We start from the raw sequence: 25,556 nt of genomic DNA, 5'->3' as shown, positions 1-25,556 counted from the left end.
GCTGGTCAGTCTTGTCTGCGAATCAGTCTTGTTTGCGAGTGAGGGGGCGCATGATCAGGCCGAGGATGCCGCCGATGATGCTGAGCACGAGTGCGCCGAGCACGCCCCACCAGAAGCTCTCCACGACGAGGCCGAAGCCGAACAGCGAGGTCACCCAGGCCGCCAGCATCAGCAGCAGTGCGTTGACGACGAGCGAGAGCAGCCCCAGCGTCAAGATGTACAGCGGGAAGGCGACGACGCGCACCGCGGTACCGATGATGCTGTTCACGAGGCCGAACACGAGAGCGACCATCAGATAGGTGAGCACGGTGGCCAGCTGCGTGTCCTCGTAGGGCTGCACGCTCACCCCGGCCACGATCAATGTGGTCAGCCAGAGGGCGACGGCGTTGACGATGAGTCGAATGATGAATGTACCCATACCCCCACTATTCCATGTGAGCTACCACGCGGATGTGGGAACTTCTGGTTTGATGCATGCCGGTGGCGGCATACCCGGCGAATAGACTCGGCAGGATGAGTGAGACGACCCCTGACGCCGCCGAATCGCACGCAGCGCTTCGCCTGCGCCCCGAAATCGTGGCCCTGCCCGCCTACCGGCAGGGCAAGCCCGCCGCGGCTGACGCCTTCAAGCTCTCCAGCAACGAGAACCCCTTCGACCCGCTGCCCGGCGTGATCGAGGCGGTCGTCGCCGAGACCCAGTTCAACCGGTACCCGGATGCCACGGCCCTCGCGCTGCGCACCGAGCTGGCCGCACGCCACGGTGTCACGCCCGACCAGGTGCACATCGGCTCCGGATCCGTCGCCCTGCTCGCCCAGCTGATCCTCGCCACCTCCGCGCCCGGCACCGAGGTCGTCTACTCGTGGCGCTCCTTCGAGGCCTACCCCGGCCTCGTCACGGTCTCCGGCGCCGCCAGCGTGCAGGTGCCGAACACGCCGGACCACGGCCACGACCTGCCCGCGATTGCCGCGGCGGTCGGCGAGAACACCAGCCTCGTCATCATCTGCAGCCCGAACAACCCCACGGGCAACGTCGTCGGCGCCGAGGAGTTCGCGGCGTTCATGGCCGCCGTGCCGACCGATGTCATCGTCGTGCTCGACGAGGCCTACGCCGAGTTCGTGCACGCCGGCGCCGCAGCTGCGCAGACCTTGGCCGAGCCGGCGGTCAACGGCCTGCCGCGGGGCGCAGCGCCGCTCAGCGAGCGCTACCCCAACCTCGTCATCCTGCGCACCTTCTCGAAGGCCTACGGCCTGGCCGCGCTCCGAGTCGGCTTCGCGATCGGCGCTGAGGGCATCCTGGATGCCGCCCGCTCCACCGCCATCCCACTCTCGGTCACCGCGCAGGGCTCCGCCGCGGCGCTGGCCTCGCTGGCCGCCGAGAAGCATCTGCTGGACCGCGTCGCCGTCATCGCCGATCGCCGTGACGGCATCCACGACGCCCTCACCGCGCAGGGCTGGGCACTCCCCCGCTCCTACGCCAACTTCCTCTGGCTCCCGCTCGGGGCCGAGACGGCCGCCGCCGCCGAGACCCTCTCCGCGGCCGGCCTCATCGTGCGGGCCTTCCCCGACGGCATCCGCATCTCGGTCGGTGAAGAGGAAGCGACGCCGCTCCTGCTCGCCGCGGCCCAGACCATCCTTGACTCCCTCGCCCCCGGCCACCCGGCCCGCAGAGAACGGTGAACGCCCCAGTGAACGGCACCCTGCCCACACAGCCCAGCCAGCCCGCCGATCATGGCGTGCCCATGGTGCAGATGCTCGGCGCCGACGGCACCTTCGCGCCCAACGAGGCGGCCGAGCAGTACCTGCCCTACTTCGAGCGCCTCGACGACGGCGACTTCCGCAAGTTCTACCGCGACATGGTCGTGGTGCGCCGCTTCGACCGGGACGCCGCGAACTTGCAGCGCCAGGGCCAGCTCGCCCTCTGGGTGCCCAGCCACGGCCAAGAGGCCGCCCAGGTCGGCTCCGCCTACGCCGCGCGGCCGCAGGACCACATCTTCCCGAGCTACCGCGAGCACGTCGTCGGCATGATCCGCGGGCTCGACCTCGTCGACATCCTGCGCGTGCTCAAGGGCGTCACGATGGGCGGCTGGAACCCGGCAGAGGCCGGCAACTTCCACCTGTACAGCTTCGTGCTCGCCTCGCAGACGCTGCACGCCACCGGCTACGCCATGGGCATGCAGTTCGACGGCAGCACGGCGACGGGCAACCCCGAGACCGACGAGGCCGTGATGGTCTACTACGGCGACGGCGCCTCCTCGCAGGGCGACGTCAACGAGGCGCTCGTTTTTGCCTCCAGCTACCAGACGCCGCAGGTGTTCTTCCTGCAGAACAACGGCTGGGCCATCTCTGTCCCGGTCGAGCGCCAGTCGCGCGTGCCGCTCGCGCTCCGCGGCCCCGGCTTCGGCATGCCCGGCATCCAGATCGACGGCAACGATGTCTTCGCCAGCTACGCCGTCACCGCCAAGCACCTGGACGACGCCCGCGCCGGCCACGGCCCCGCGCTGATCGAGGCGATGACCTACCGCGTCGGCGCGCACACCACCGCCGACGACCCCACCAAGTACCGTCGCGACGCCGAGACCGAGGCGTGGCTGCCGCGCGACCCGATCGCGCGCCTGCGCACCTTCCTCGAGGCCCGCGGCACCGAGCAGGCCTTCTTCGACGGCGCGGATGCCGAGGCGGCCGACTACGCAGCCGATGCGCGTCGCCGCACCCTCGAGGTCACGGCCCCGGGCGACGAGGTCATCTTCGACAACGTCTATGCGGAGCCGCATCCGCTGGTCACAGAGCAGAAAGCGTGGCTCGAGGCATTCGAGGCATCGTTTGAGGACGGCAACGCATGAGCACCATGACATTCAACGAGGGCGCCGAGAGCGTCAACATGCCGCTCGGCAAGGCGATCAACGCCGGCCTGCGCGCCGCGATGGGCGCCGACGACAAAGTGCTGCTGATGGGCGAGGACATCGGCCCGCTCGGCGGCGTCTTCCGCGTCACGGAGGGGCTGCACGCCGAGTTCGGCGACAAGCGGGTGCTGGACACCCCGCTGGCCGAGTCCGGCATCGTCGGCACCGCGATCGGCCTGGCCATGCGCGGCTACCGCCCGGTCTGCGAGATCCAGTTCGACGGCTTCATCTTCCCCGGCTTCGACCAGATCACCACCCAGCTCTCCCGCATGCGCACCCGCCACGGCGGCCAGCTGAGCATGCCCGTCGTCATCCGGGTGCCCTACGGCGGGCACATCGGCTCGATCGAGCACCACCAGGAGAGCCCGGAGGCGTACTTCGCCCACACGCCGGGCCTGCGCGTGGTCAGCCCGTCCAACCCGAACGATGCCTACTGGATGATCCAGCAGGCCATCGCCTCCGACGACCCCGTGCTGTTCTTCGAGCCGAAGAGCCGCTACTGGCCCAAGGGCACCGTCGAGTTGGGCGCGGCCGCCGAGCAGGTCACGCCGCTGCACGCCAGCCAGGTGGTCCGCCAGGGCAGCGACGTCACCGTCGTCGGCCACGGCGCCATGGTCAGCGTGCTGCTCGAGGCGGCCGACCTGGCCGCAGAAGAGGGCATCAGCCTCGAGGTCATCGACTTGCGCTCGATCTCGCCGATCGACTACGCACCCATCCTGGAGTCGGTCGCCAAGACCACCCGTCTTGTCGTGGCGCAGGAGGCATCCGGCTTCGTCAGCGTCGGCTCCGAGATCGCCGCGACGGTCATGGAGCGGGCGTTCTACCTGCTCGAGGCCCCGGTGCTGCGGGTCTCCGGCTTCGACACGCCGTTCCCGCCCGCCGCTGTCGAGACGCAGTTCCTGCCGAGCCCCGACCGGGTGCTCGAGGCCGTCGACCGCGCCCTCGCCTACTGATCATCTCTTCCACCTACACTTTGACCATCCGCACGGAAGGCACCCCATGAGCGAACTCACCTTCACCCTCCCCGACGTCGGCGAAGGCCTCACCGAGGCCGAGATCGTGCAGTGGAAGGTCGCCGTCGGTGACACCGTCGCCGTGAACGACGTGCTGGTCGAGATCGAGACCGCCAAGTCCCTCGTCGAGCTGCCCTCCCCGTACGCCGGGGTTGTCGGCGCGATCTTGGTCGAGGAGGGCACGACGGTCGACGTCGGAACGGCGATCATCATCGTCGGTTCCGCGGATGCCGCAGCGCCCGCCGCCGCAGCCCCGGCCGATGGCGCCGCCGCGTTGATCGCCGCAGATGCCGCCGCCACTGTCTCGGTCGAGAGCGACGCAGCGGCCTCCTCCGCTACGTCCGACGACAAGCCCGGCGCCGTTCTGGTCGGCCACGGCAGCTCCGCCACCTCCGGCAGCCGCCGCCGGCGGGCACACGGCCACGCCGCCGCCCACGAGACCCTGGCTGCCCCGGCCGCGCATGTCGCCCCGACGCCCGCGCCCGCCGCGGCCGCCCCGGCACCGAGTGCCGCGCGTCCCGCTCCGGCGCGGGCAGCTGTGCCCGCGGCATCCGCCGGCCCCGTCATCGCCAAGCCCCCCGTGCGCAAGCTCGCCAAAGACCTCGACGTCGACCTCGGCACCGTCACGCCGACGGGCCCGATCGGCGACATCACCCGCGACGACGTGATTCGCGCGGCCTCGCAGGTGAGCGTGTTCCGCAACATCGAGACGCCCGAGTGGCCGGAGGGCCGCGAGGAGACGATTCCGGTCAAGGGCGTGCGCAAGGCCATCGCCAACGCGATGGTGTCGAGCGCCTTCTCTGCCCCGCACGTGAGCCTGTTCGTCGACGTGGATGCGACCCGCACCATGGAGTTTGTGAAACGACTCAAAACGTCGACCGACTTCGCGGGCGTCAAGGTCTCGCCGCTGCTGATCATGGCCAAGGCGATGATCTGGGCGGTGCGCCGCAACCCCACCGTGAACGCGGCCTGGGGCGACGAGGAGATCGTGGTCAAGCACTACGTGAACCTCGGCATCGCGGCGGCGACCCCGCGCGGGCTGATCGTGCCGAACGTCAAGGAGTCGCAGTCGATGAGCCTGCTGCAGTTGGCCGGCGCGCTCGAGCAGCTGACCATCACCGCCCGCGACGGCAAGACCAGCCCGGCCGAGATGAGCGGTGGCACGATCACGATCACCAACATCGGCGTCTTCGGCATGGACACCGGCACCCCGATCCTGAACCCGGGCGAGGTGGCGATCGTGGCCCTCGGCACGATCAAGCAGAAGCCGTGGGTTGTCGACGGTGAGGTGCGTGCGCGCTACGTCACCACGATCGGCGCCAGCTTCGACCACCGCGTCGTCGACGGCGACGTCGCCAGCCGCTTCCTGGCCGATGTCGCCTCGATCATCGAGGAGCCGGCGCTGCTGCTCGACTGAGCGCACGCCGAATCGCCGCCGCCGCGCCCCGCCAATGTAACGAACGTATAACGGTCGGGCTCCGGCCAGTCGCCAGTAACGGCGGGGATCCTCCGTTCCCCCTCGCGGTTATCCACAGCCTTTCGGTGGATCTCGATTGGGTTTGACCGGCCGCGGTTGATAGCGTCGTTGAGGCCGAAGTTCGGCCCCAATCCAGTCCGCGATCGGCGCGATTTCTGCTGCGCAGAGTCGAGCCGGGCGTATGGTCGGATGATGTCGGCGGCGGCCCCGTGGCCCCGTCAGCGGGTAGTGCGATTCGCCGCAAACACCGTGTTTGCCGCTTGAGACCGCGCTCCCAGCATTCGTCTCCGACCCGGCCGCAATAAGCGAAAGCACACGCCGAGTAAGCGTTATTCGGCGTGCGCGCGGAGTACTCACGTGTCCGACAACCACCATTCAGCCGTACCCACCGGTCCGGCCGTTCGAGCCGATCGGCTCTACAAGGCATTCGGCCGGAAACCCCATGACACCGTGGCCAGGCTGCAGGCCGGTGCCGAGCGTTCCAGCCTGCCCGCCGAGCAAACCGCCGCGGTGATCGACGCCTCTTTCGAGGTCAAGCGCGGCGAGATCTTCGTCGTCATGGGGCTCTCCGGCTCGGGCAAGTCCACCCTGATCCGCATGCTGAACGGGCTGCTCGCCCCGACGAGCGGAACCGTTGAGGTGGCGGGCACGACCATCACCGGCCTGCCGGCCAAGGAGCTGCGGGCGGTGCGCCGCACGAGCGTCTCGATGGTGTTCCAGCACTTCGCTCTGCTGCCGCACCGCAGCGTCATCGACAACGTCGCCTACGGCCTGGAGGTGCAGGGCGTGCCGCTCGAGGAGCGCCGCGCCCGTGCGAACACGATCATCGCCATCGTCGGTCTGGAGGGCTGGCAGGACAAGCTACCCGCCCAGCTTTCCGGCGGAATGCAGCAGCGCGTCGGCCTGGCCCGCGCTCTGGCCGCAGACACCGACATCCTGCTGATGGACGAGGCGTTCTCTGCCCTGGACCCGCTGATCCGGCGCGAGATGCAGGAACAGCTGGTCGAGCTGCAGGCGGAACTCGGCAAGACGATCATCTTCATCACCCACGACCTCAACGAGGCCATGTTCCTCGGCGACCGGATCGCGGTCATGCGTGACGGCCGGATCGTGCAGATCGGCACGCCGGAGGAGGTGCTGACCGACCCGGCCAACGACTACGTCGCCCAGTTCGTGCAGGACGTGGACCGGGCCAGGGTGCTGACGGCCTCCAGCGTGATGGAGCCGGCCCGCGCCATCGTCTCGCTCTCGGCCGGCCCGCGTGCCGCCCTGCGCACCATGCGCGACCTGCAGACCTCCGCCGCGTACGTCGTCGGCAACGGGCGCACCCTGCTCGGCGTGGTGCGCGACCGCGACGTGATCCGACAGGTGAAGAATCGCGAGACCGACCTGTCGCTGGTCGTGCGCCACGACCTCGCCGCCGTCGACGCCGACACGAACCTCAGTGAGCTCGTCGAGGCCTCGGTTGAGAGCGCCCTGCCGCTGGCCGTCGTCGATGCGCGCAAGCGCCTGCTCGGCGTCATCCCGCGGGTCACGCTGCTCGCCGCGCTCGGCAATGTGTCGAGCAACACCGCCGAGATCCCGGTCATGATCGACCCGCCCGCCACCATCCCCGTCGACATCGTCACCGAGGCGCTCCTCGCCACGAGTGGCCCGACCGAGGTGCCGGATGCAGGCCGGACAGACGCCGACCCGGCGGATGCCGCGCTCGAAGGGAGCCTGCGATGAAACCGACCCTGCTTCCCGGCCTACTTCCGACCCTGCTTCCTGCTGCCCCGCCCACCAGCCCCGTGATCCCCCTCGGCCCGTGGGTCGAGTCCTTCATCGACTTCCTGACCGTCAGCCTCGGCTGGTTCTTCGACGGCCTGCGCACCGCATTCGGGGGCTCTACGATCTCATCGACTTGGCGCTGGCCAGCCCGCCGTTCTGGGCGGTGATCGCCGTGATCGCCCTGCTCGGCCTGCTGCTGCGCGGCTGGGTGTTCGGCGTGGGCACGGCCGTCGGTCTCGTGCTCGTCGTGCTGCTCGGCCAGTGGGGCAATGCGATGGACACCCTCGCCCTGGTGCTGGTGGCCAGTGCCATCGCCATCATCGTGAGCGTGCCGCTCGGCATCCTCGCCGCGCGCTCCGGCACCGCATCCGCCGTGATCAAGCCGATCCTCGACTTCATGCAGACGATGCCCGCCTTCGTCTACCTGATCCCCGCCCTGATCCTGTTCCGCGTCGGCGTCGTTCCCGGCATCGTTGCGACGATCATCTTCGCGATGGCGCCCGGCGTGCGCATGACAGAGCTCGGCATCCGCGGTGTCGACAAGGAGGTCGTCGAGGCGGCCAACGCCTTCGGCTCCTCCCCCGGCCGCATCCTGCGCCAGATCCAGCTGCCGCTGGCGATGCCGACGATCCTCGCCGGTGTGAACCAGGTCATCATGCTGTCGCTTTCGATGGTCGTCATTGCCGGCATGGTCGGCGCCGGCGGCCTCGGCGGCCAGGTCGTGGCGAGCCTCAACCGCATCGACGTGGCACTCGGCTTCGAGGCCGGCCTCTCCGTGGTGATCCTCGCGATCATCCTCGACCGGATGACGGCGGCCCTCGGCCGGCCTCGGCCGAAGCTCCTCCGACGCACCCCCGCCGCACCGGCCGCGACCACCGGCGACGCCGCCACCGAGCGCGCCGCCGAACCCGTCGCCGCCTGACACCCCGACTTCACTCCCTCCGTACCAATCCCCGCTGCGCCCGTGGCGCGGCGGAACGAAAGGAACACCCATGAAAATGCGTTCAACGCTCGCAGTGACGGCCATCGGCGCCGCATCCCTGCTCGCCCTCAGCGGCTGCGCCGCACCGGAAGCCGAGCTGCACGACAACGGCGACAAGAAAGACCTGACGATCGCCGTCTTCAACGGCTGGGACGAGGGTGTTGCCGCCTCTGAGCTGTGGAAGGCCATCCTCGATGAGGAGGGCTACAACGTCACCCTCGAGTACGCGGATGTCGCCCCGGTCTATACCGGTCTGACCACCGACGACTATGACGTCGTGCTCGACACCTGGCTGCCGATCACGCACGCCAGCTACATCAAAAAGTACGGCGACAACCTCGTCGACCTCGGCGCCTGGAACACCGAGGCCAAGCTCACCATCGCGGTGAACGAGGACGCCCCGATCGACTCCCTCGACGAGCTCGCCTACAACGCCAAGCTGTTCGGCAACCGCCTCGTCGGCATCGAGCCGGGCGCCGGGCTGACCGAGGTCACCACCGACTCCGTCATCCCCGGCTACGGCCTCGAGGGCATGGAGTACCTCACCAGCTCGACCCCGGCGATGCTCAGCGAGCTGAAGGCCGCGACGGCTGCAGGCGAGAACATCGCCGTGACGCTGTGGGCGCCGCACTGGGCCTACGACGCCTTCCCGGTGAAGGACCTGGCCGACCCGCAGGGCCTGCTCGGTGAGGCGGAGGGCGTGCACTCCTTCGGCGGCAAGAGCTTCGAGAGCAACTTCCCGACCCTCTCCGGCTGGCTGAAGGACTTCACGCTGGACTCGAAGCGCCTCGCCTCGCTCGAGAACGCCATGTTCAACTCGGGCGGATCCGGCAGCGACTACGCCCCGGCCGTCGAGAAGTGGATCAGCGAGAACCAGGACTACGTCGACACGCTGACGCCGTAGCAGCAGCGCCGCCACCGGCGCGAAGGGCCCGCACAGGCGACTGTGCGGGCCCTTCGGCGTTCCGGCGCGGCGCTCCCGCTGATTGAGCCCGGCGAAATCGAGGCAGCGGGGCTGGCGCCGCTAACCGAGGGTGATCTCGAACAGCACCGTCTCGGCGTCGCGGCTGACCTCGTGCATGCCGGCCTTCCGCAGCACGTGCTGGGCCCCCTCGTTGTCGGGGGTGGTGTCGGCGCGGGCCAGCCGGGCGCCGTTCTCGGCCGCGATGGCGAGTGCCCCGCGCACCGCCTCCGTCGCGAAGCCGTGGCCGCGCACACCGGGCACGAGCCCGAAGCCGAACTCGACCAGCCCGGCGGCATCCGGCGCGCCAAAGAAGCCGATGCCGCCGATGGCCGCACCGTCGCTCTGGCGGCGCACGATGTAGGGGCCGAACGGGGCGGGGTCGCCCTGCTCCGCGACGATGTTGAGGAACATGCTCACCACGTCGAGCTCGTCGGCGAACGGGTAGCCGCCCTCCCACTGGTCTTCGTCGCCGGGCGTGCCGGCGAGCACGCGCTCGGCCTCCTCCACCGTGAAGGGGTGTAGCAGGAGTCGTTCAGTGAGGGTGTCCACGACTCCACTCTGCCACGCCTGCCGGGGCAGGCGGGCGCATTCGCGACGCCCAAATGGTTTTGACAATCATTATCAATAAGGCGTAGCGTGGTCACGTGATCAAGTCGAGCCGTGTTCTGAAGCCCGTAGCCATCGTGGCGGGAGCGCTCGGCCTGAGCCTGGGCTTGGCCGCCTGCTCCGCCCCGGATGCGGGCACGCCCTCGCCCACCGGCGCCGAGCTGAGCATCGTCGCCTCGACGAGCGTCTACGGCCAGATCGCCTCTGAGATTGCCGCCGGGATCGCCGGCGACGCCGTGTCCGTCACGAGCATCATCGACAGCTCGGTGAACGACCCACACTCCTACGAGGCCTCGGCCCGCGACCGGCTGGACGTCAGCCGTGCAGACATCGTGATCATGAATGGCGCTGGCTATGACAGCTTCATGGGGGCGCTGCTGGCGGATGACGCGGGCTCGGGCCGCACGGTGCTCGACGTCTCCGAGCTCTCCGGCCTGCTGCCGGCCGACGCGGATGACCACGCTGACCACGACCACGCAGATGACCACGCGGATCACGACCACGCGGATGACCACGCGGACGAGAGCGCGGACGAGAGCGCCGAGGAGCACGCCGGCCACGACCACGTCACCGGCTTCAACGAGCACCTCTGGTACAACTTCGACACCATGCGCCACCTGGCCGAGGCCATCGAGGCCGAGCTGGCCGAGCGCGCACCGGACCAGGCAGCACAATTCGCCGCGAACGCCGCGACCTTCGACACCGGGCTGGCCGCGCTCGAGGCGCGCACGGCCGCCCTGGCCGCCGGCCACGAAGGTACTCCCGTCACGATCACCGAGCCGGTGCCGCTCTACCTGCTCGAGGCGGCCGGCCTGCACAACGAGACGCCGGCGGCCTTCAGCAACGCGATCGAGGAGGGCGACGACGTCGCCCCGCGCGCGCTGCAGCAGATGATCGACATCATCAAGAGCCCGGTGGCGCTGCTCGCCTACAACCAGCAGACGGCCAGCCCGCAGACGGAGGTCGTGCGATCGGCCGCCGAGGCCGCATCCGTTCCCGTCGTCGACTTCGCCGAGACGCTGCCGGACGGCAGCACCTACCTTTCCTGGATGGGCGACAACGTGACCGCGCTCGAGACGGCGCTCAGCGCATGAGCGCCGTGCTCAGCCTCACCGATGCCGCACTCGGCTTCGGCGACCGCACCCTGTGGAGCGGCCTGAACCTCGACATCGCCCCCGGCGAGTTCCTCGCCGTTCTCGGCCCGAACGGCTCGGGCAAGACCAGCATGTTGAAGACCGTGCTCGGCCAGCAGGCGCTGGACTCCGGCAGCATCCGCTTCGCCGGCGGTCCCGTGCAACGCGGCGACCGCCGCATCGGGTACATCCCGCAGCAGAAGCTCATCGGCCCCGGCACACCGCTGCGCGGCCGCGACCTGGTCACGCTGGGCGTCAACGGCCACCGCTTCGGGCTGCCGTTCACCAGCCGGGCAGAGCGCGAGCGCGTCGACGGTCTGATCGAGGCGGTCGGCGCCACCCGCTACGCCCATGAGCCCGTCGGCAACCTGAGCGGCGGCGAGCAGCAACGGCTCCGCGTCGGGCAGGCCCTCGCCGGCGACCCACTGCTGCTGCTCTGCGACGAACCGCTGCTCAGCCTGGACCTGGCGCACCAGCGCGGGGTCAGCGAGCTGATCGATGAGCGCCGGCGCGAGCACAACACCGCCGTGCTGTTCGTCACCCACGACGTGAACCCGATCCTCGGCATGGTGGACCGCATCCTCTACTTGGCCGGCGGCAGCTTCCGCATCGGGACCCCCGACGAGGTTCTGCAATCCGCCGTGCTCAGCGAGCTCTACGGCACCCCCGTCGAGTGCATCCGCTCCGGCGGCCGGGTCATCGTCGTCGGCATCCCGGATGCCGAAGTGCACCACCACCACGGCGGGGAGCTGCCCGCATGAGCGCACCACTTCTCGGGGCCGGCGTGATGCTCGCCAGCGGCGACACCGGCGACCTCTGGTCGCGGATGTTCGACTTCAGTGACTACGGCGCCTTGCTCGCCCTCGTCTCCAACTCGATCATCGCCGCGGCTGTGCTCGGCATTGTCGGCGGCCTGGTCGGCGTGTTCGTGATGCAGCGCGACATGGCCTTCGCCGTGCACGGCATCAGCGAGCTCTCTTTCGCCGGAGCCGCCGCCGCCCTGCTGTTCGGGGTGAATGTCGTCGCCGGCTCGGTCGCCGGCGCCCTCATCGCCGCCCTCGTCATCGGCGTGCTGGGCGCCAAGGCCCGCGACCGCAACTCGATAGTGGGCGTGCTGATGCCGTTCGGCCTCGGCCTCGGCATACTGTTCCTGGCCCTCTACCCCGGTCGCAGCGCCAACAAGTTCGGCCTGCTGACCGGCCAGATCGTCTCGGTCGACGACCCGCAGCTCGGCTGGCTGATCGGCATGAGCCTCGTCGTTCTGATCGGGATGCTGCTGATCTGGCGCCCGCTGAGCTTCGACAGTCTCGACAGCGATGTCGCCGCCGCGCGCGGCGTGCCCACCCGCTTTCTCTCCTTCGCGTTCATGCTGATGCTCGGGCTGATCGTGGCCGTCTCGGTGCAGATCATCGGCGCGCTGCTCGTGCTCGCGCTGCTGGTGACCCCGGCCGCCGCCGCGATGCGGGTCAGCTCCTCCCCCATCGTCGTGCCGCTGCTCAGCGTGCTGTTCGGATTCACGGCGGCCGTCGGCGGCATCCTGCTCGCCATCGGCGGTTCCCTGCCGATCAGCCCGTACATCACCACCTTCTCGTTCGCGATCTACGTCGTCTGCCGCCTGATCGCTTGGGGTCGCGGCCGGCGGCGTGTCGCGCCGGGGTACGCTGGGAGCTAGTGAGAACGAGGTGAGCACTCCATGGTCGTGAAGCGCAATACGTGGCAGCGTGAGGCTGTGCGTGAGGCCCTGGCCCTGACCGACGGTTTCATCAGCGCGCAGTCGCTGCACCAGACGCTGCATGCCACCGGCTCGCCCATCGGCCTGGCCACCGTCTACCGCGCGCTGGCCGACCTGGCCGGCGAGGGCGAGGCCGACACGCTGCAGTCGCCGGAGGGCGAGAGCATCTACCGCGCTTGCACCAGCACCGGCCACCACCACCACCTGATCTGCCGCAAGTGCGGCCTGACGGTTGAGATCGCGGCGGATGCCGTCGAGACCTGGGCCCAGTCGATGGCGGCCGAGCACGGCTTCACCCAGCCGGCCCACGTCGTCGACGTGTTCGGGCTCTGCCCCAACTGCACGCTCGAGCTGGCCGCCCGCGGCTGACGGACCCCTCCCCCGCCCCGCGCGTCGCGCGGGCGCCCGGTTTGCGCGACACGCCCGAGCCACGTAGACTTTCTCCTTGGCCGGGTGAACCTAACACCCGGTTTCGCACGAACACTCCCCCCATCAACTCGATCTCGCTCCCTGAGCTTGTCGAAGGGTGGGATGACGCGTGCCGACAAGGGATCTTGGGAAAGGCAATTCGCCTTTCGGTATTGGAGGAAACCATGGCAGCAACCTGCCAGGTGACCGGAGCTGTTCCCGGCTTCGGACACAACATTTCGCACTCGCACCGTCGTACGAAGCGCCGCTTCGACCCGAACGTGCAGAAGAAGACCTACTACGTGCCGTCGCTTCGCCGCAACGTCACGCTGCAGCTGTCGGCCAAGGGCATCAAGGTCATTGACGCTCGCGGCATTGAGTCCGTCGTCAAGGACATCCTTGCTCGTGGGGAGAAGATCTAGTGGCAAAGCAGCAGGACGTACGTCCGATCATCAAGCTTCGTTCGACCGCAGGCACGGGTTACACCTACGTCACGCGCAAGAACCGTCGCAACAACCCCGACCGCCTCGTGCTGAAGAAGTACGACCCCGTAGTGCGCAAGCACGTCGACTTCCGTGAGGAGCGCTAAAAATGGCTAAGAAGAGCAAGATTGCCCGCAACGAACAGCGCAAGATTGTTGTTGCACGCTACGCAACCAAGCGTCTTGAGCTGAAGAAGGCTCTCGTCGACCCGAACGGCACCGACGAGTCCCGCGAGGCCGCACGCGTCGGCCTGCAGAAGCTCCCCCGCAACGCATCGCCGATCCGTGTTCGCTCGCGCGACGCGATCGACGGCCGCCCCCGTGGTGTGCTCACCAAGTTCGGTGTCAGCCGTGTTCGCTTCCGCGACATGGCCCACCGTGGCGAGCTGCCCGGCATCACCAAGTCCAGCTGGTAACTATCGGCTGAACTGCGTGGCGGGCTGGTAACAGTCCCTGCTTCCAAGCAGTCTCAGAGGGCGTCGACTTCGGTCGGCGCCCTTTGTGTGTTTTCCCGGGAGAATGCGCCGCACAGGCCCGCGGATGCCCGAAAACACCGTTTCTGGTCCGCCACGGGCGAACACGCCGGGCAAATGTGTCAGAAAGCCCCCTAAATCCGCGTGAATCCGCGGATCTCTGTTACATTCAAGGCGGTCAACCGACCACGGGGAGCGACTTAAGTAGCCGCATACCCCCAAGATTCGATTAGCTGTTTCTGACAGATAACGGTCCGAGGAGGACACTCAATGGCTGACAAGTCGCTTAACAAGACCGAGCTCGTCGCGAAGATCGCCGCTTCGACCAACCAGAGCCAGGCAACTGTTGACGCCGTTCTCGGCGGCCTGTTCGACGCTCTCGCCGAGTCGGTTTCCGCTGGCGTCAAGGTGTCGATCCCGGGCTGGCTCGCCGTCGAGCGCACCCACCGTGCAGCTCGCACCGGCCGCAACCCGCAGACCGGCGCCACCATCGAGATCGCCGCTGGCTACTCCGTCAAGGTCAGCGCCGGCAGCAAGCTGAAGGCTGCAGCCAAGGCGTAAGTCTCGACTCAACGCGTTCGCAGGGGACCCCGCCAGTGGCGGGGTCCCCTGCGGCATTTAAACCCCCAGCTTGCAGCGCGTAGGCTGGTGTGGTGCTTCGACTGACCCGTGTTCTCGGCCCAGCCGTGCTTCTGATGCTCGCGATCGCGGCCCTCGTCGCCGGCCTCAACTTTGGCGGCGGTGCCGCCCCGCAACTCCTGCAGGATCCGGGCGACGTCGTGCGCTGGAGCCTGCCCATCGCCAAGCTGCTGGTCAACGTTGGCGCGGCCGGCATGATCGGCGCCCTGGTGCTCGCCTGCTACGCGCTCAGCCCGAAGCAGCCGGAGTTCAATGCCGCGCTCGACGTGGCTGCGGCATCCGCGGCCCTGTTCACCGTCGCATCGGCGGCAACGGGCTTCTTCACCTACCTGTCGGTGACCGGCGCCGCGTTCTCGCTGGACAGCCAGTTCGGCGCATCGCTCAGCCAGTTCCTCACCCAGATCGAGCTCGGCCAGTCCTGGCTGATCACGACACTCGTCGGCGCTGCCGTCACTGTGCTCTGCTTCGCGGTGCGCAACCACACGCTGCTCGTCTTCGTCACCGCACTCGCCGTCGCCGGCCTCGTGCCCATGGCGCAGCAGGGGCACGCAGCCGGAGCCTCCGGCCACGATGCCGCCGTCACCGGCCTGGGACTGCACATCGCCGCCGCCGCCGTCTGGTTGGGCGGCCTGCTCACGATTGTGCTGCTGCGCAAGCAGCTCGAGGGCCGCCGCCTGATCACCGTGCTGGCGCGCTACTCGACGATCGCCCTGCTCTGCTTCCTCGTGCTCACCCTCTCCGGCGTCGTCAGCGCCTGGCTGCGCCTCGGCAACGTCGACGCGCTGCTCACCAGCTACGGCCTGCTGGTGCTCGCGAAGGTCGGCGCGCTGCTGGTGCTCGGGGTGTTCGGCGTCGTGCAGCGGCAGTTCTTCATCGGGCGGATGCAGCGCGCAGTCGACTCGGTCGGTGTCTCCTCCGCGGCTTCCGCGGCTTCCGCAGGCGCCCGCTGGTTCTGGGTCTTCGTCGTCGCCGAGCTCGGTTTCATGGGCATCGCCTCCGGTGTCGCCGTGGCGCTCGGCAGCACGGCCCCGCCCGTCTCCGAGGCCGTTTCCGGCACGCGCAGCGCGGCCGAGCTGCTCACCGGCGACCCGTTGCCGCCCGAGTTGACCTTCGCCCGCTACTTCACTGAGTGGAACGTCGACCTGATCTGGCTGCTGGCCTGCGCCTTCGGCATCTTCTTCTACCTGGCCGGGGTCTGGCGCCTGAAGAAGCGCGGCGACAGCTGGCCGATCTACCGCACCGTGCTCTGGATCGCCGGCCTGATCGCCCTGTTCTACGTTTCCAGTGGCGGCGTCGCCGTCTACGGCAAGTACCTGTTCAGCACGCACATGCTGGCCCACATGGCGCTGACCATGGCTATCCCCGTACTGCTGGTGCCCGGAGCGCCCGTGACGCTCGCCATGCGCGCCATCCGGCCGCGCAAGGACGGCAGCCGGGGCCCGCGCGAGTGGATCCTGCTCGCCGTGCACTCGCGCTTCGCCATGATCATCGCCAACCCGATCGTCGCCGCCGTGCTGTTCGCCGGCTCGCTCTGGGTGTTCTACTTCAGCCCGCTGTTCAGCTGGGCCACGACCGACCACATCGGCCACCAGTGGATGACGGTGCACTTCCTCATCACCGGCTACTTGTTCGTGCAGTCGCTGATCGGCATCGACCCGGTGCCGTACCGTCTCCCCTACCCGTTCCGGCTGTTGCTGCTGCTCGGCACCATGGCCTTCCACGCGTTCTTCGGCCTGGCCATCATGACCGGCACCGGCCTGCTGCTCGCCGACTGGTACGGCGCGATGGGCCGCGACTGGGGCCTCAGCGCCATCGCGGACCAGCAGATGGGCGGCGGCATCGCCTGGAGCGTCGGCGAGATCCCGACGCTGGCGCTGGCCATCGCCGTGGCGATCCAGTGGAGCCGCTCTGACGACAAGGAGACCAAGCGCAGCGACCGCAACGCGGCGCGCACCAACGACGCCGAGCTGAACGCGTACAACGAGAACCTGGCGCGCATCGCGCAGCGCGACAGCGCCGGACGGTAGGGGCCGGGCGGTAGTAGCTGGGGCGCTTGCCCGCCGGCGTTCCTTACCGGAATCGCGTGCCCCCTCCCCCGGCTTGGGCTGCCGACGTCGCCTGGACGCCGCCATCGGCCCGATAGTGAATCGTTTCAAGCCGAAGGGGTTGTGCGGTTTTCATGCCGTGACCCACACGTCCTGCAGTCTCGCGGCGTTGGCTTCGGTCGCAAGCTCCCTCGAGCCAACGGTGGGGGTGCCTCGCGCGGCCGGGGCCAGCGGGGGGGAGCGCGACCGGGGGAGCGAGTGGGGCCAGCGGGGAGAGCCCGACCGGAGCCAGCGGGGCCAGCGGGGGCGAGAAAGACCCGAGTCAGCGAGGAGAGCGCGACGGGGGAGTGAGGGCCGGGCGTGGATGGCGGCTGGGCGGGGCGTGAGGGCCCCGTCAGTGCCCTGACTAGTGCAGCTTGATGGCGAGGCTGCCGCTGGGCGTGATGTTCACCGAGAGCGCCACGGAGAAGGGCTCATCCTGGTCGAGTGTCTCGACCTCGCCGTCGAAGAGCGACTGCACCTCGACCTGCACGTGTGCGACAGCGGGCGTCTGTGGCATCTCGAAGGTGTTCTCGCCGGGCGTGAGCGTCACGGTGGGGTACTCGGTGATGCTCCACGCCGGCGCGCTCGTCACCCGGTCGTCAATGTTCACGCCGAACGGGCAGCCGGTGGGCTGCAACACGGCCTGGGTCGTGCACGTCTCATCGAGCCAGTTGTTGAGCTCGTCCTGCACGTCACTGACGAAATCCGGTGTTGGCTGCACGTCGACCGTCGCCTCGGCGACGCCGCTCCCGGTGACCGGCAGTTTTAGCGGCTCGGCGGCGAGCAGTCGCGAGTTCTTGCCGAGCTCGTAGATCGAGGGGGAGAAGGCCAGGTAGGACGCAGTGTTGGAGAACGTGGGCGCCGCGTCGGCTGCGTGGTGTGCGCGTGTGTCGAGGGTGAGCCCGTTCACCGAGAACTCCGCGTCATGCAGCACGGTCACGTTCAGCACGGCGAGCGGGCTGGAGGCGAAGCGCCAGTCGTTGAAGACGCCGAACATCGTCCCGGTGCGCTCGACCTCGAATACGCTCTGCGCCTTCTCACCGGCCAGCGTGTACTCGACGGTGACCCGGTGCACGCCGTTCGCGCCCTCCTCGTCGTTGACCACGCGGGTGTCTTGGGGGGCGCGCAGCACCGAGTCGCGCAGCAGCACGTGGGGCAGCTTGGTGGGCAGCCCGGCGGCGGCGAGTTCCGTGGCCTGCGGTTCGACGCCGGGGAAGCTCAGGGCGGCGTCAGCATCGCCGCGGGCCAGGGCGCCGAGGTACTGCTGAACAAAGCCGGATGCGCTGTACAGCTGGTGGTTGAGGGCGCCGATGCCGGCGGTGGTGGCGAGCAGCAGCAGCACGAGCACACCGGCCCAGAGGGCACCGACCCGCAGCAGCATTCCGGGGGTCGCCGGCTCGCGCGGTGGCGGGGGAGCCCACATCACGGTCGCGCCGGTGTCGGTGTCGATGGTGACGCCGTGCGCGCCCGTCGGGCGCGTCCAGGAGTGCGCACCGGCGGAACCGATGCCGAGCTCGCGATCGGGGATCACCTGCACGGGCACGGTGATGCCGAAGGGGCTGGTGGCTGGAAGGCTCGTCGGAGCGACTGGCTGTTCCTGCCCGCTCTCGTCCCCTGGCCCCGTGCTCACCCGCCCAGTCTATTCAGGCTGCGGCTGTGCGGAGTCTGTGCAGCCGCGCAGCGGCGAGCCGCGGAATCACAGAGTCGAGCGGTTACAGTTGACTGCTGCATCCGTCAGTCAGAAACCGTCAGAAAGGCGCACCGTGTCGCTTGCGTTGTCGCCCGAACAGGCCGCCATCTTCGAGGCGATCGAGGGCACCCGCGACAACGTTTTCGTCACCGGCCGAGCCGGAACGGGCAAGTCGACGCTGCTGAACCACATCAACTGGAACACCGAGAAGCAGATCGCCATCGCGGCGCCCACCGGTGTCGCGGCGTTGAACGTCGGCGGCCAGACGATCCACTCGCTGTTCCGGCTGCCGATCGGCATCATCGCCGACCACGAGATCGACCAGAACGACCAGACCAAGAAGCTCCTCAACAGCATCGACACCCTCGTCATCGACGAGGTCAGCATGGTCAGCGCTGATCTGATGGATGCCATTGACCGCAGCCTTCGGCAGGCGCGAGCGCGCCGCTTCACGCCCTTCGGCGGGGTACAGATCGTGCTCTTCGGCGACCCCTACCAGCTCTCGCCCGTTGCGGGCGACCCGGAGGAGCGCGCCTACTACGCTGACCACTACCGCTCCATGTGGTTCTTCGACGCAAAGGTGTGGCAAGAGGCCGGGCTGCGTATCTTCGAGCTCACCGAGATCCACCGGCAGAGCGACAGCGCGTTCAAGGGCATGCTGAACGCCGTGCGGCACGGCCGGGTCACCGCCGAGATCGCCGGCGCGCTGAACACCATGGGAGCCAGGCGCCCGCTGCCCACGGACGGCGCGATCACGCTGGCCACCCGCAACGACGCCGTCAACCGCATCAACGCGACCGAACTGGCCAAGCTGCCCGGCACGTCCCGCATGGCGGAGGCCGACATCATGGGCGACTTCGGCGGCCGCGCCTACCCGGCAGACGCGAAGCTCGAGCTCAAGGTGGGCGCGCAGGTGATGTTCCTGCGCAACGACAGCGCCATCGACGGCGGCCCGCGCTGGGTCAACGGCACCATCGGCACCGTCGTCGAGCTGAGCGACACCGTCGTGGTCGACATCGACGGCGAGCAGCACGAGGTGGAGCCGGCCAGCTGGGAGAAGTTCAAGTACAGCTACAACCCGGTCACGAAGAAGCTCGTCAAAGACGTGGTGGCCGAGTTCTCACAGTTCCCGCTGCGGCTGGCCTGGGCCGTGACCATTCACAAGTCCCAGGGCGCCAGTTACGAGCGGGCGATCGTCGACCTCGGCAGCCGGGTGTTCAGCCCCGGCCAGACCTATGTCGCGCTCAGCCGACTGACCAGTCTCGAAGGGCTCTATCTGAGTCGTCCGCTGCGCCCGAGCGACATCATCGTCGACGAGAACGTGCGCCGCTTCATGTCGGAGGCCGAGCGCGAACGCCCGGTCACGGCCCGCGCGCACTAGCCGCTTCACAGTGCCGGTAACGGTGCGGTCTCGGTGCGAACGCGCCGGGGCAGATTCGGGGAGTCGGCAGGTTAGACTCCCCTGTTAGGGGGATACATTTTTTGCGTAACGAGGGGGCTCGATTGAACGCACGATGGGAACGGCGACGGCTCGGCCAGCTGTTGACGGTCGGCACGGTGACCATACTCGTGCTCGGCCTGGCGGGGTGTTCGGCTGAATCCGGCACTCTGTCTTCGAAGCTGCCCGCGCAGCACAAAGGCGCTCTGCCAACCGCGGTGACCGAACAACTCGATGCTGCGCTCGCCCAGGCGATGCAGTGGTCATCGGCATCCGGGGGCATCGCCGGCGTCTGGGCGCCGTGGGCCGGGGAGTGGACGAGCGCGCAGGGCGTGAGCAGCGCAGACGGCAAGACCCCGGTGAGCACCGGGATGCACTTCCGCAGCGCCGCGAGCGACCGCGCGATGGCCTGCACCGTGATGCTGCGGCTGGCGGATGCCGGCGAGCTCTCGGTGAGCGACTCGGTGTCGAAATACCTGCCAGACATGCCAGGCACCGAGGGCATCACGCTCGGCCAGCTCTGCCAGGGCACGTCGGGCCTCGCCGATTACAGCGCGCAATTCGGCAGCCTATTCGTCAACAACCCGAAGCGGAACTGGTCGAACATGGAGCTCGTCTCGGCCGGCCTCGCCTCCACGAAGGCGGCGCCGGGCGCCAGCTGGCAGGACTCGGCGACACCTGTCGCGCTGCTCGGCATGGCGCTCTCCGCGCACACCGGCAAGAGCTGGTCGGATCTGTACTCGGAGCAGCTGTTCGGCCCGCTCGGCCTCAGCGAGACGAGCCAGCCGGATGCCGGCAAGTTCGAGATCCGCGCGCCATCGCTGCACGGCTATGCCGCCCAGGTGAAGGCAGACGGCACCCGGGACTGCGCCGCCATCCTCGACGAGACCAACCTCTCGCCCTCGCAGGGCGGGGCGGCCGGCGGGATCATCTCAACGCTGGAAGACCAGAAGACCTGGGCGCAGTCGCTCGCTGATGGCCGCCTGCTCAGCGGCAAGTCGTCGAAGGCGCAGCTGTCGACCATCCCGCTCGGCGGCGACGCGCCGTCGTGGCAGGGCTACGGCCTCGGGGTGCAGAAGATCGGCCCGCTGGTCGGGCACAACGGCGCGATTCCCGGGTTCCTGACCGCGGCCTACGCCGACCCTTTGACGGGCTTCACCGTCGTGGTGATGCTGAACAACTCGACGGCAGGCAAGGGCTTCGCCCAGCAGCTGGCGATGCAGCTGGCCTCCATCGGGTCGAAGGCCGCAGCCGCTTCTGGCGAGACGGCGCCGGCGATCGAGCTGCCGTGGTCGGCCGAGCAAGCGGCGGGCGCGCTGCAGGCCGGGGCCGTCTGCCAGGCCCCCGTCGAGGCTGCGGCCGGGTAGCTGGCGCCGGCCCGCCCCGCCGGTGACTGTGCTGCTGCCCCGCTGAGTGGGCTGATACCCCGCTGAGTGGGCTGCTGCCCGCCGATTGGGCTGCTGCCCCACCGATTGGGCTGCTACCCACCGATTGGGCTGCTGCCCCGCTGATTGAGCTTGTCGAAATCCCCCGGGCGGGGTTTCGACAAGCTCAACCAGCGGGACTTTCAGGCTCAACGAGCGGGCCCTCAGGCTCAACCTGCGGGCCCTCAGGCTCAACCAGCGGGGCTTGAGGCCTCAGCTGGAGGGACTGCCGCGTCGGCGGCCTTGGCGGCATCCGCAGCCACCAGGTTTGCGATCAGCTCGTCGCGCACAGCGAGTCGCTGCTCGCGGCTCATCGGTTTGCCGGGGGCGTCCGGGCGGCTCTGCCACGGCCGCGGCCCGGACTCGGCTCGGTACTCGACCCCGAGAGCGTCGAGCCGGCCGAGGTGCACGTCGAGGCGCGCACGGAAGCCTGCCAGGTCGCGCGACTGCGGGCCCCAGACCGCCTCGGCCAGGGCGCAGAGCCGTGGGAAGGCCATGTAGTCGAGGTGGCGGGGGGAGTCGATGTGCTCTGACCAGATGTTGGCCTGGCCGCCCAGCACGAGCGCGGCCTCGCTCGCGGTGAGCTCGGTCGGCACGGGCTCGAAGGCGTAGACCTCGTCGAGGCTGAGCGGCGGGCCGATGGGGATCGGCTCGGCGGGGGAGTCGGACTGGCGGTAGTCGAGGTAGACGAGGTCGTCCGGGCAGAGCACGACCGGGTGGCCGGCCCTGGCGGCCGCGATCGCGCCGTAGCTGCCGCGCCAGGAGGCGACCGTGGCGCCGGGGGTGAGGCCGCCCTCGAGGATCTCGTCCCAGCCGAACAGGGTGCGCCCGGCCGCCGTGAGGTGCGCGTCGAGCTGGCGCATGAACCAGCTCTGCGCCTCCTCCTCGTTGGCGAGGCCGAGCTCGCGGATCCGCTCCTGGCTGCGCGGGTCCTGCTCCCACTCGACCTTCTTGGCCTCATCGCCGCCGACGCCGATGTGACGGGAGGGGAACAGCTCCATCACCTCGTCGAAGACGGTGCGCAAGAAGTCGAGCGTCGACTCCTCGAGGTTCAGCACGGGGGTGTTGACGCCCCATTTGGTCCAGGGCTCGCTCGGGGCCTGCGCCGGGTCGCCGACGCCGAGCTCCGGGTAGGCGGCGATTGCCGCCTGTACATGCCCGGGGGTCTCGATCTCGGGCACGATGGTCACGAACCGCTCGGCCGCGTACTCCACGATCTCGCGGATGTCGTCCTGTGTGTAGAAGCCGCCGTGCGGGCGGCCGTTGCCCTGGGCCAGCGGGCCGTGCCCGCGCTGCGATTCGCTGCGCCATCCGCCGACCTCGGTCAGCCGGGGGAACGCGCGGATCTGCAGCCGCCAGCCCTGGTCGTCGGTCAAGTGCAGGTGCAGCACGTTCAGGCGGTGCACCGCCATCAGATCGATGAAGCGCAGCAGCTCGCGTTTAGGCAGGAAGTGCCGGGCGACGTCGAGCATCGTGCCGCGCCAGCCGAAGCGCGGGTTGTCGGTGATCGTGACGAACGGCAGCTGCCAGTCGACGCCGCGCACGAGGCTGGACCGGTAGATCGAGGCCGGCAGCAGTTGGCGCAGCGCCTGCACGCCCCAGAAGACGCCGGCGGGGGAGCCGCCGACGATCTCGACCCCGGTCGCGTCCACGTGCAGCCGGTAGCCCTCCGCCGCAAGGTTCTCGCCAGGGTTCTCGTCGAGGGAAAGGCGGATGTCTCCGGCCGCCGGCTCGGCTGAGGCCTCCCGCACGGGCAGCGCAAAGCCGGTTGCGGGGCGCAGCGCTTCCTGCAGGCGCAGCGCCACGGCGGCGAGCTCGGCCGACGCACTGACGGCTGTTGCCGCGCTGAGCGTCAGCTGGCCGTCGGCGGTGTCGAGCGTCACGGGGGCGGGAATCAGCGCGGGCACGGGGCTCCTCGTGTCGGGTCAGTGCGAGATGCCCCACCCCGCCTCCAGTTCCGTTGAGAGCGGCCAAATGGCCGCTTTGTAACGATTCACGTGGCCATTTGACCGCTCTCAACGGTCTTGGGGCGGGGTGGGGCGGCTACTTGGCGCGGCTGCCCTTGAACTTGGCGCTCACCCGGTTGAGGATCTGACTGGCCAGCTCCGGGTCGATGCCGTGCTCGGCCGCGAAGGCGTCGAGCGTTGCGCGGTTCGGCGCAGCGGCGGTGCCGGTGGACTGCACCTGCTGGGCGACGGCCGTCTCGGCTGCCGCGATCGCCTGCGCCACCACGGGGTCGACCGGGGCGGATGCCGCGGGCGCGGCGGGGGCTGCGGCGCGCGAGACCTTCGGGGTAGTCGGGGCCGCCGCAGCAACGGGCGTCGCAGCCGGCGCCGGGGCGGGCGCCGCGAGCGGAGCAGCCTGCACCTGCGGCTGAGCGACCTGCTCGGCCAGAGCGACGGCGGGGGCGGTGGCCGGGGCCTGGGCCTTGCCGGCCGGGGCAGCCTCGGCCGGAGCCTGGGCCGTGCGGGCGGGTGTCTGCGCCGCGCCGGCCGGGACCTTCTCCGGTGCGGAGACCGGCCCGGTGACCTGCGCACGGCCGCGCCCACCGGCGATGGCGCCGCCAGCCGCGCCGCTCACCACGGAGCTCAGCAGATCGCGCACGCCGACGCCCATGGTGGACTTCAGCACGGCGTCGACCTCGCTGAAGCCGCTCGCCACGTTCTTGGACAGCTGGGAGGCGCCGTCGTTCGAGATGACGGTGAGCTGGTCGATGTTGCCCATCGGGGCGGCCAGCTCGTGCGCGATCAGCGGCAGCGACTCGATCATGCGCAGCTGGATCAGCGCCTCCGACTGCTGGGCGAGGGCCTCCGCCGACAGGCGAGTGGCCTCGGCTTCTGCCTTTCCGCGGGCGAGGATCGCGCCGGCCTCCGCCTCACCTTCGACGCGCACGGCCTCTGCTGCTGCAACACGGGAGTCACGCGAGGAGTTGGCGGCGGCGACGGCGGCGGCTGCCTGGGCCTCGGCGGTCACGCGGATGCGGTAGCTCTCGGCATCCGCCACCGCGTTCACCTCGGACTCCAGCTCGGCCTTCTTCAGCTGGGCGCGCTTCTGCGCGGTGAGCTCCTGCTGCTCGATGATGTTCTGCTGGGCGACGGCCTCGGCCAGCGGGCGGGAGGCCTCAGACTCGGCGGCGGCACGGTCGGTGTCGAGCTTGAGCGCCGCGCGGCGCAGGGCCAGTGTCGCCTCCGCCTCTGCAACGGCCTGCTCGGCGGCGATGGCGGCCTGCCGCGCCTCGCGGGTCGACGCGGCCTCGGCCACCTCGGCGGCGGCGCGCACCTTGGCCTGCTCTGCGCGACCGATGTCGTTGATGTAGTTGTTGTCGTCGGTGATGCCCTTGACCTCGAAGGAGTCAACGTCGAGGCCCTGGTTGGCCAGCGACTCGCGCGCGGTCGAGAGCACCGTGGCGCCGAGCTCGTCGCGGCGCTGGATGATCGTCATCACGTCGGTGGCGCCGATGGAGGCGCGCAGCGAGCCGGAGAGCACCTCAAGGGCGAAGGAGTCGATGTTCTTGTCCTGGCCGAGGAAGCGCTGGGCGGCGGCGAGGATCGAGGCGGGCTCCTCGCCGACCTTGACGATGGCGACGGCGTCGACGGTGATCGTGACGCCGTTGCGGTCCTGGGCGAGCGCCGTGACCTCGATGGCGCGCGAGCGCAGCTCAAGCTTGTGCACCTTCTGGAAGAACGGGGTGATGAAGACACCCTGGCCGACGACGATGCGCTGCCCGGAGGTCTCGTGCGTCTGCCCGTCGACGACGGTCTTCTTCGACCGCTTACCCGTGATGATCAGGGCTTCGTCGGGACCGGCATTCTTGTAGAGCGTCTTGCTGTAGATCAGGGCGATGATCAGCACGAAGACGACAACGCCGATGATGCTCGGAATCGGGCCGAACCAGAAGTCGAACACAGGGGTCCTTTCGGTGGGAGAGGGCCGGGGTGTGGCGCGAACGCGCGCCCCCAGCACGTTCCCTCGCATCATTCCAGCATTCCCCGCCCGGCGCGAGCTTCAGCGGGGGACTGTCGTGCGCCGAGCCGAAGTGGCAGCCTTGAAGAGAGGAAGGAGGCGGGGTGATGAACGAACGGATTGTTGTCATCGAACGCTGGTGGCCGCAGCTCTCGGCGGAGGGAAAACACGAGATCCAGGCCGACCTTGACGCCGTGCTGAGCGCAGAGACGGTGGCCCAGATCGCCGAGATCACCGGGCTGGAGATCGTTGAGGCGGAATGGGTGCTGACCGCGGCCGAAAAGGATTTCATCAGGACGCAGGGCGAGCCGGTCGACTGAGCGCCGGCCAGCTCCAAAACAGGCTCCGCGGCTGGGGGCCTCGCCTTTTCGGAGCG

General features: G+C 69.2%; 23 protein-coding genes and 1 pseudogene. 19 read left to right on the top strand and 5 right to left on the bottom strand.

Going from position 1 to position 25,556, the window contains the following annotated elements; translation table 11 throughout:
* Positions 1-22: 22 nt before the first annotated feature.
* Positions 23-418, bottom strand: a complete 396-nt coding sequence (locus AWU67_RS14305) for a phage holin family protein (RefSeq protein ID WP_067230494.1) — start codon at positions 416-418, stop codon at positions 23-25.
* A 95-nt stretch (positions 419-513) separates the two neighbouring features.
* Here AWU67_RS14305 and AWU67_RS14300 point away from each other — a divergent pair, with 95 nt between their 5' ends.
* The 7 genes and pseudogenes from AWU67_RS14300 to AWU67_RS14270 all read left to right on the top strand — a co-directional run bounded on the left by AWU67_RS14300 (position 514) and on the right by AWU67_RS14270 (position 9,046).
* On the top strand, positions 514-1,677 hold the full coding sequence (locus AWU67_RS14300) for a histidinol-phosphate transaminase (RefSeq protein WP_082717024.1): 1,164 nt from the start codon (positions 514-516) through the stop codon (positions 1,675-1,677).
* 62 nt (positions 1,678-1,739) lie between these two features.
* Positions 1,740-2,840, top strand: a complete 1,101-nt coding sequence (locus AWU67_RS14295) for a thiamine pyrophosphate-dependent enzyme (protein WP_067230490.1) — start codon at positions 1,740-1,742, stop codon at positions 2,838-2,840.
* Positions 2,837-3,853, top strand: a complete 1,017-nt coding sequence (locus AWU67_RS14290; RefSeq protein ID WP_234407270.1) for an alpha-ketoacid dehydrogenase subunit beta — start codon at positions 2,837-2,839, stop codon at positions 3,851-3,853. The genes AWU67_RS14295 and AWU67_RS14290 overlap by 4 nt, the downstream gene beginning before the upstream one ends.
* Before the next feature lie 46 nt (positions 3,854-3,899).
* Positions 3,900-5,330 carry a dihydrolipoamide acetyltransferase family protein gene (locus AWU67_RS14285; protein ID WP_067230487.1) on the top strand — a complete coding sequence of 477 codons (1,431 nt, stop codon included), beginning with the start codon at positions 3,900-3,902 and terminating at the stop codon, positions 5,328-5,330.
* A gap of 417 nt (positions 5,331-5,747) precedes the next feature.
* Entirely contained in the window at positions 5,748-7,118 is a 1,371-nt protein-coding gene (locus AWU67_RS14280; protein WP_234407269.1) for a quaternary amine ABC transporter ATP-binding protein, read from the top strand.
* Positions 7,119-7,150: 32 nt separating this feature from the next.
* Positions 7,151-8,082, top strand: a pseudogene (locus AWU67_RS14275) (ABC transporter permease).
* 70 nt (positions 8,083-8,152) lie between these two features.
* Positions 8,153-9,046 carry a glycine betaine ABC transporter substrate-binding protein gene (locus AWU67_RS14270; RefSeq protein ID WP_067230483.1) on the top strand — a complete coding sequence of 298 codons (894 nt, stop codon included), beginning with the start codon at positions 8,153-8,155 and terminating at the stop codon, positions 9,044-9,046.
* A gap of 120 nt (positions 9,047-9,166) precedes the next feature.
* Here the strand turns inward: AWU67_RS14270 and AWU67_RS14265 are convergent, their stop codons facing one another.
* Positions 9,167-9,655 (bottom strand): GNAT family N-acetyltransferase, encoded by a 489-nt coding sequence (locus AWU67_RS14265; RefSeq protein ID WP_160329769.1) that lies wholly within the window; start codon positions 9,653-9,655, stop codon positions 9,167-9,169.
* Between the two features lie 95 nt (positions 9,656-9,750).
* Between AWU67_RS14265 and AWU67_RS14260 the strand changes: the two genes are divergently transcribed.
* From AWU67_RS14260 to AWU67_RS14220, 9 genes are all read left to right on the top strand, one after another.
* Entirely contained in the window at positions 9,751-10,806 is a 1,056-nt protein-coding gene (locus tag AWU67_RS14260) for a metal ABC transporter solute-binding protein, Zn/Mn family (RefSeq protein WP_067230476.1), read from the top strand.
* Complete coding sequence (locus AWU67_RS14255; protein WP_067230473.1) at positions 10,803-11,606, top strand: metal ABC transporter ATP-binding protein; 804 nt, start codon at positions 10,803-10,805, stop codon at positions 11,604-11,606. Before AWU67_RS14260 ends, AWU67_RS14255 begins: the two co-directional genes overlap by 4 nt.
* A gap of 26 nt (positions 11,607-11,632) precedes the next feature.
* Entirely contained in the window at positions 11,633-12,517 is an 885-nt protein-coding gene (locus AWU67_RS14250; RefSeq protein ID WP_067232843.1) for a metal ABC transporter permease, read from the top strand.
* Between the two features lie 21 nt (positions 12,518-12,538).
* Complete coding sequence (locus AWU67_RS14245; RefSeq protein ID WP_067230470.1) at positions 12,539-12,946, top strand: Fur family transcriptional regulator; 408 nt, start codon at positions 12,539-12,541, stop codon at positions 12,944-12,946.
* A gap of 224 nt (positions 12,947-13,170) precedes the next feature.
* The gene (rpmB, locus tag AWU67_RS14240; protein ID WP_055841436.1) at positions 13,171-13,407 is read left to right on the top strand and encodes a 50S ribosomal protein L28; all 237 of its coding nucleotides are present in this window, start codon (positions 13,171-13,173) and stop codon (positions 13,405-13,407) included.
* Positions 13,407-13,574: a 50S ribosomal protein L33 gene (gene rpmG / locus AWU67_RS14235; RefSeq protein ID WP_011187086.1), complete on the top strand. Its 168-nt coding sequence runs from the start codon at positions 13,407-13,409 to the stop codon at positions 13,572-13,574. Before rpmB ends, rpmG begins: the two co-directional genes overlap by 1 nt.
* Before the next feature lie 2 nt (positions 13,575-13,576).
* Entirely contained in the window at positions 13,577-13,882 is a 306-nt protein-coding gene (rpsN, locus tag AWU67_RS14230) for a 30S ribosomal protein S14 (RefSeq protein WP_067230466.1), read from the top strand.
* Positions 13,883-14,209: 327 nt separating this feature from the next.
* The gene (locus AWU67_RS14225; protein ID WP_067230462.1) at positions 14,210-14,500 is read left to right on the top strand and encodes an HU family DNA-binding protein; all 291 of its coding nucleotides are present in this window, start codon (positions 14,210-14,212) and stop codon (positions 14,498-14,500) included.
* 134 nt (positions 14,501-14,634) lie between these two features.
* Positions 14,635-16,605: a cytochrome c oxidase assembly protein gene (locus tag AWU67_RS14220; protein ID WP_067232840.1), complete on the top strand. Its 1,971-nt coding sequence runs from the start codon at positions 14,635-14,637 to the stop codon at positions 16,603-16,605.
* Between the two features lie 424 nt (positions 16,606-17,029).
* Here AWU67_RS14220 and AWU67_RS14215 read toward each other — a convergent pair whose 3' ends face one another.
* Positions 17,030-18,295, bottom strand: coding sequence for a hypothetical protein (locus AWU67_RS14215; RefSeq protein ID WP_162492506.1), 1,266 nt, complete (start codon positions 18,293-18,295; stop codon positions 17,030-17,032).
* 133 nt (positions 18,296-18,428) lie between these two features.
* Here AWU67_RS14215 and AWU67_RS14210 point away from each other — a divergent pair, with 133 nt between their 5' ends.
* Together AWU67_RS14210 and AWU67_RS14205 are read left to right on the top strand one after the other, a co-directional pair.
* Entirely contained in the window at positions 18,429-19,736 is a 1,308-nt protein-coding gene (locus tag AWU67_RS14210; protein WP_067230455.1) for an ATP-dependent DNA helicase, read from the top strand.
* A gap of 275 nt (positions 19,737-20,011) precedes the next feature.
* A complete protein-coding gene (locus tag AWU67_RS14205) occupies positions 20,012-21,160 on the top strand; it encodes a serine hydrolase domain-containing protein (protein ID WP_129586733.1) in 1,149 nt (382 codons plus the stop codon).
* Between the two features lie 248 nt (positions 21,161-21,408).
* Here the strand turns inward: AWU67_RS14205 and AWU67_RS14200 are convergent, their stop codons facing one another.
* Together AWU67_RS14200 and AWU67_RS14195 are read right to left on the bottom strand one after the other, a co-directional pair.
* Positions 21,409-23,124, bottom strand: coding sequence for a beta-N-acetylhexosaminidase (locus tag AWU67_RS14200; RefSeq protein WP_082717021.1), 1,716 nt, complete (start codon positions 23,122-23,124; stop codon positions 21,409-21,411).
* Between the two features lie 136 nt (positions 23,125-23,260).
* Positions 23,261-25,123, bottom strand: a complete 1,863-nt coding sequence (locus tag AWU67_RS14195; RefSeq protein ID WP_067230449.1) for a flotillin family protein — start codon at positions 25,121-25,123, stop codon at positions 23,261-23,263.
* 164 nt (positions 25,124-25,287) lie between these two features.
* Here AWU67_RS14195 and AWU67_RS14190 point away from each other — a divergent pair, with 164 nt between their 5' ends.
* Positions 25,288-25,500 carry a hypothetical protein gene (locus tag AWU67_RS14190; RefSeq protein WP_067230445.1) on the top strand — a complete coding sequence of 71 codons (213 nt, stop codon included), beginning with the start codon at positions 25,288-25,290 and terminating at the stop codon, positions 25,498-25,500.
* The last annotated feature ends 56 nt before the right edge of the window (positions 25,501-25,556 follow it).

This window comes from Microterricola viridarii (assembly GCF_001542775.1).
Lineage (GTDB): Bacteria > Actinomycetota > Actinomycetes > Actinomycetales > Microbacteriaceae > Microterricola > Microterricola viridarii_A.
The sequence above is the reverse complement of the archived record's forward strand: the minus strand, read 5'-3'. Positions and strand labels throughout refer to the sequence as shown.

Coding starts and splice junctions, on each gene's coding strand:
- AWU67_RS14255 (WP_067230473.1), top strand. CDS start 10,803: ATGAGCGCCGTGCTCAGCCTCACCGATGCCGCACTCGGCTTCGGCGAC.
- AWU67_RS14245 (WP_067230470.1), top strand. CDS start 12,539: ATGGTCGTGAAGCGCAATACGTGGCAGCGTGAGGCTGTGCGTGAGGCC.
- AWU67_RS14300 (WP_082717024.1), top strand. CDS start 514: ATGAGTGAGACGACCCCTGACGCCGCCGAATCGCACGCAGCGCTTCGC.
- rpsN (WP_067230466.1), top strand. CDS start 13,577: ATGGCTAAGAAGAGCAAGATTGCCCGCAACGAACAGCGCAAGATTGTT.
- AWU67_RS14270 (WP_067230483.1), top strand. CDS start 8,153: ATGAAAATGCGTTCAACGCTCGCAGTGACGGCCATCGGCGCCGCATCC.
- AWU67_RS14250 (WP_067232843.1), top strand. CDS start 11,633: ATGCTCGCCAGCGGCGACACCGGCGACCTCTGGTCGCGGATGTTCGAC.
- AWU67_RS14225 (WP_067230462.1), top strand. CDS start 14,210: ATGGCTGACAAGTCGCTTAACAAGACCGAGCTCGTCGCGAAGATCGCC.
- AWU67_RS14295 (WP_067230490.1), top strand. CDS start 1,740: ATGGTGCAGATGCTCGGCGCCGACGGCACCTTCGCGCCCAACGAGGCG.
- AWU67_RS14285 (WP_067230487.1), top strand. CDS start 3,900: ATGAGCGAACTCACCTTCACCCTCCCCGACGTCGGCGAAGGCCTCACC.
- AWU67_RS14220 (WP_067232840.1), top strand. CDS start 14,635: ATGCTCGCGATCGCGGCCCTCGTCGCCGGCCTCAACTTTGGCGGCGGT.
- AWU67_RS14190 (WP_067230445.1), top strand. CDS start 25,288: ATGAACGAACGGATTGTTGTCATCGAACGCTGGTGGCCGCAGCTCTCG.
- rpmB (WP_055841436.1), top strand. CDS start 13,171: ATGGCAGCAACCTGCCAGGTGACCGGAGCTGTTCCCGGCTTCGGACAC.
- AWU67_RS14290 (WP_234407270.1), top strand. CDS start 2,837: ATGAGCACCATGACATTCAACGAGGGCGCCGAGAGCGTCAACATGCCG.
- AWU67_RS14305 (WP_067230494.1), bottom strand. CDS start 418: ATGGGTACATTCATCATTCGACTCATCGTCAACGCCGTCGCCCTCTGG.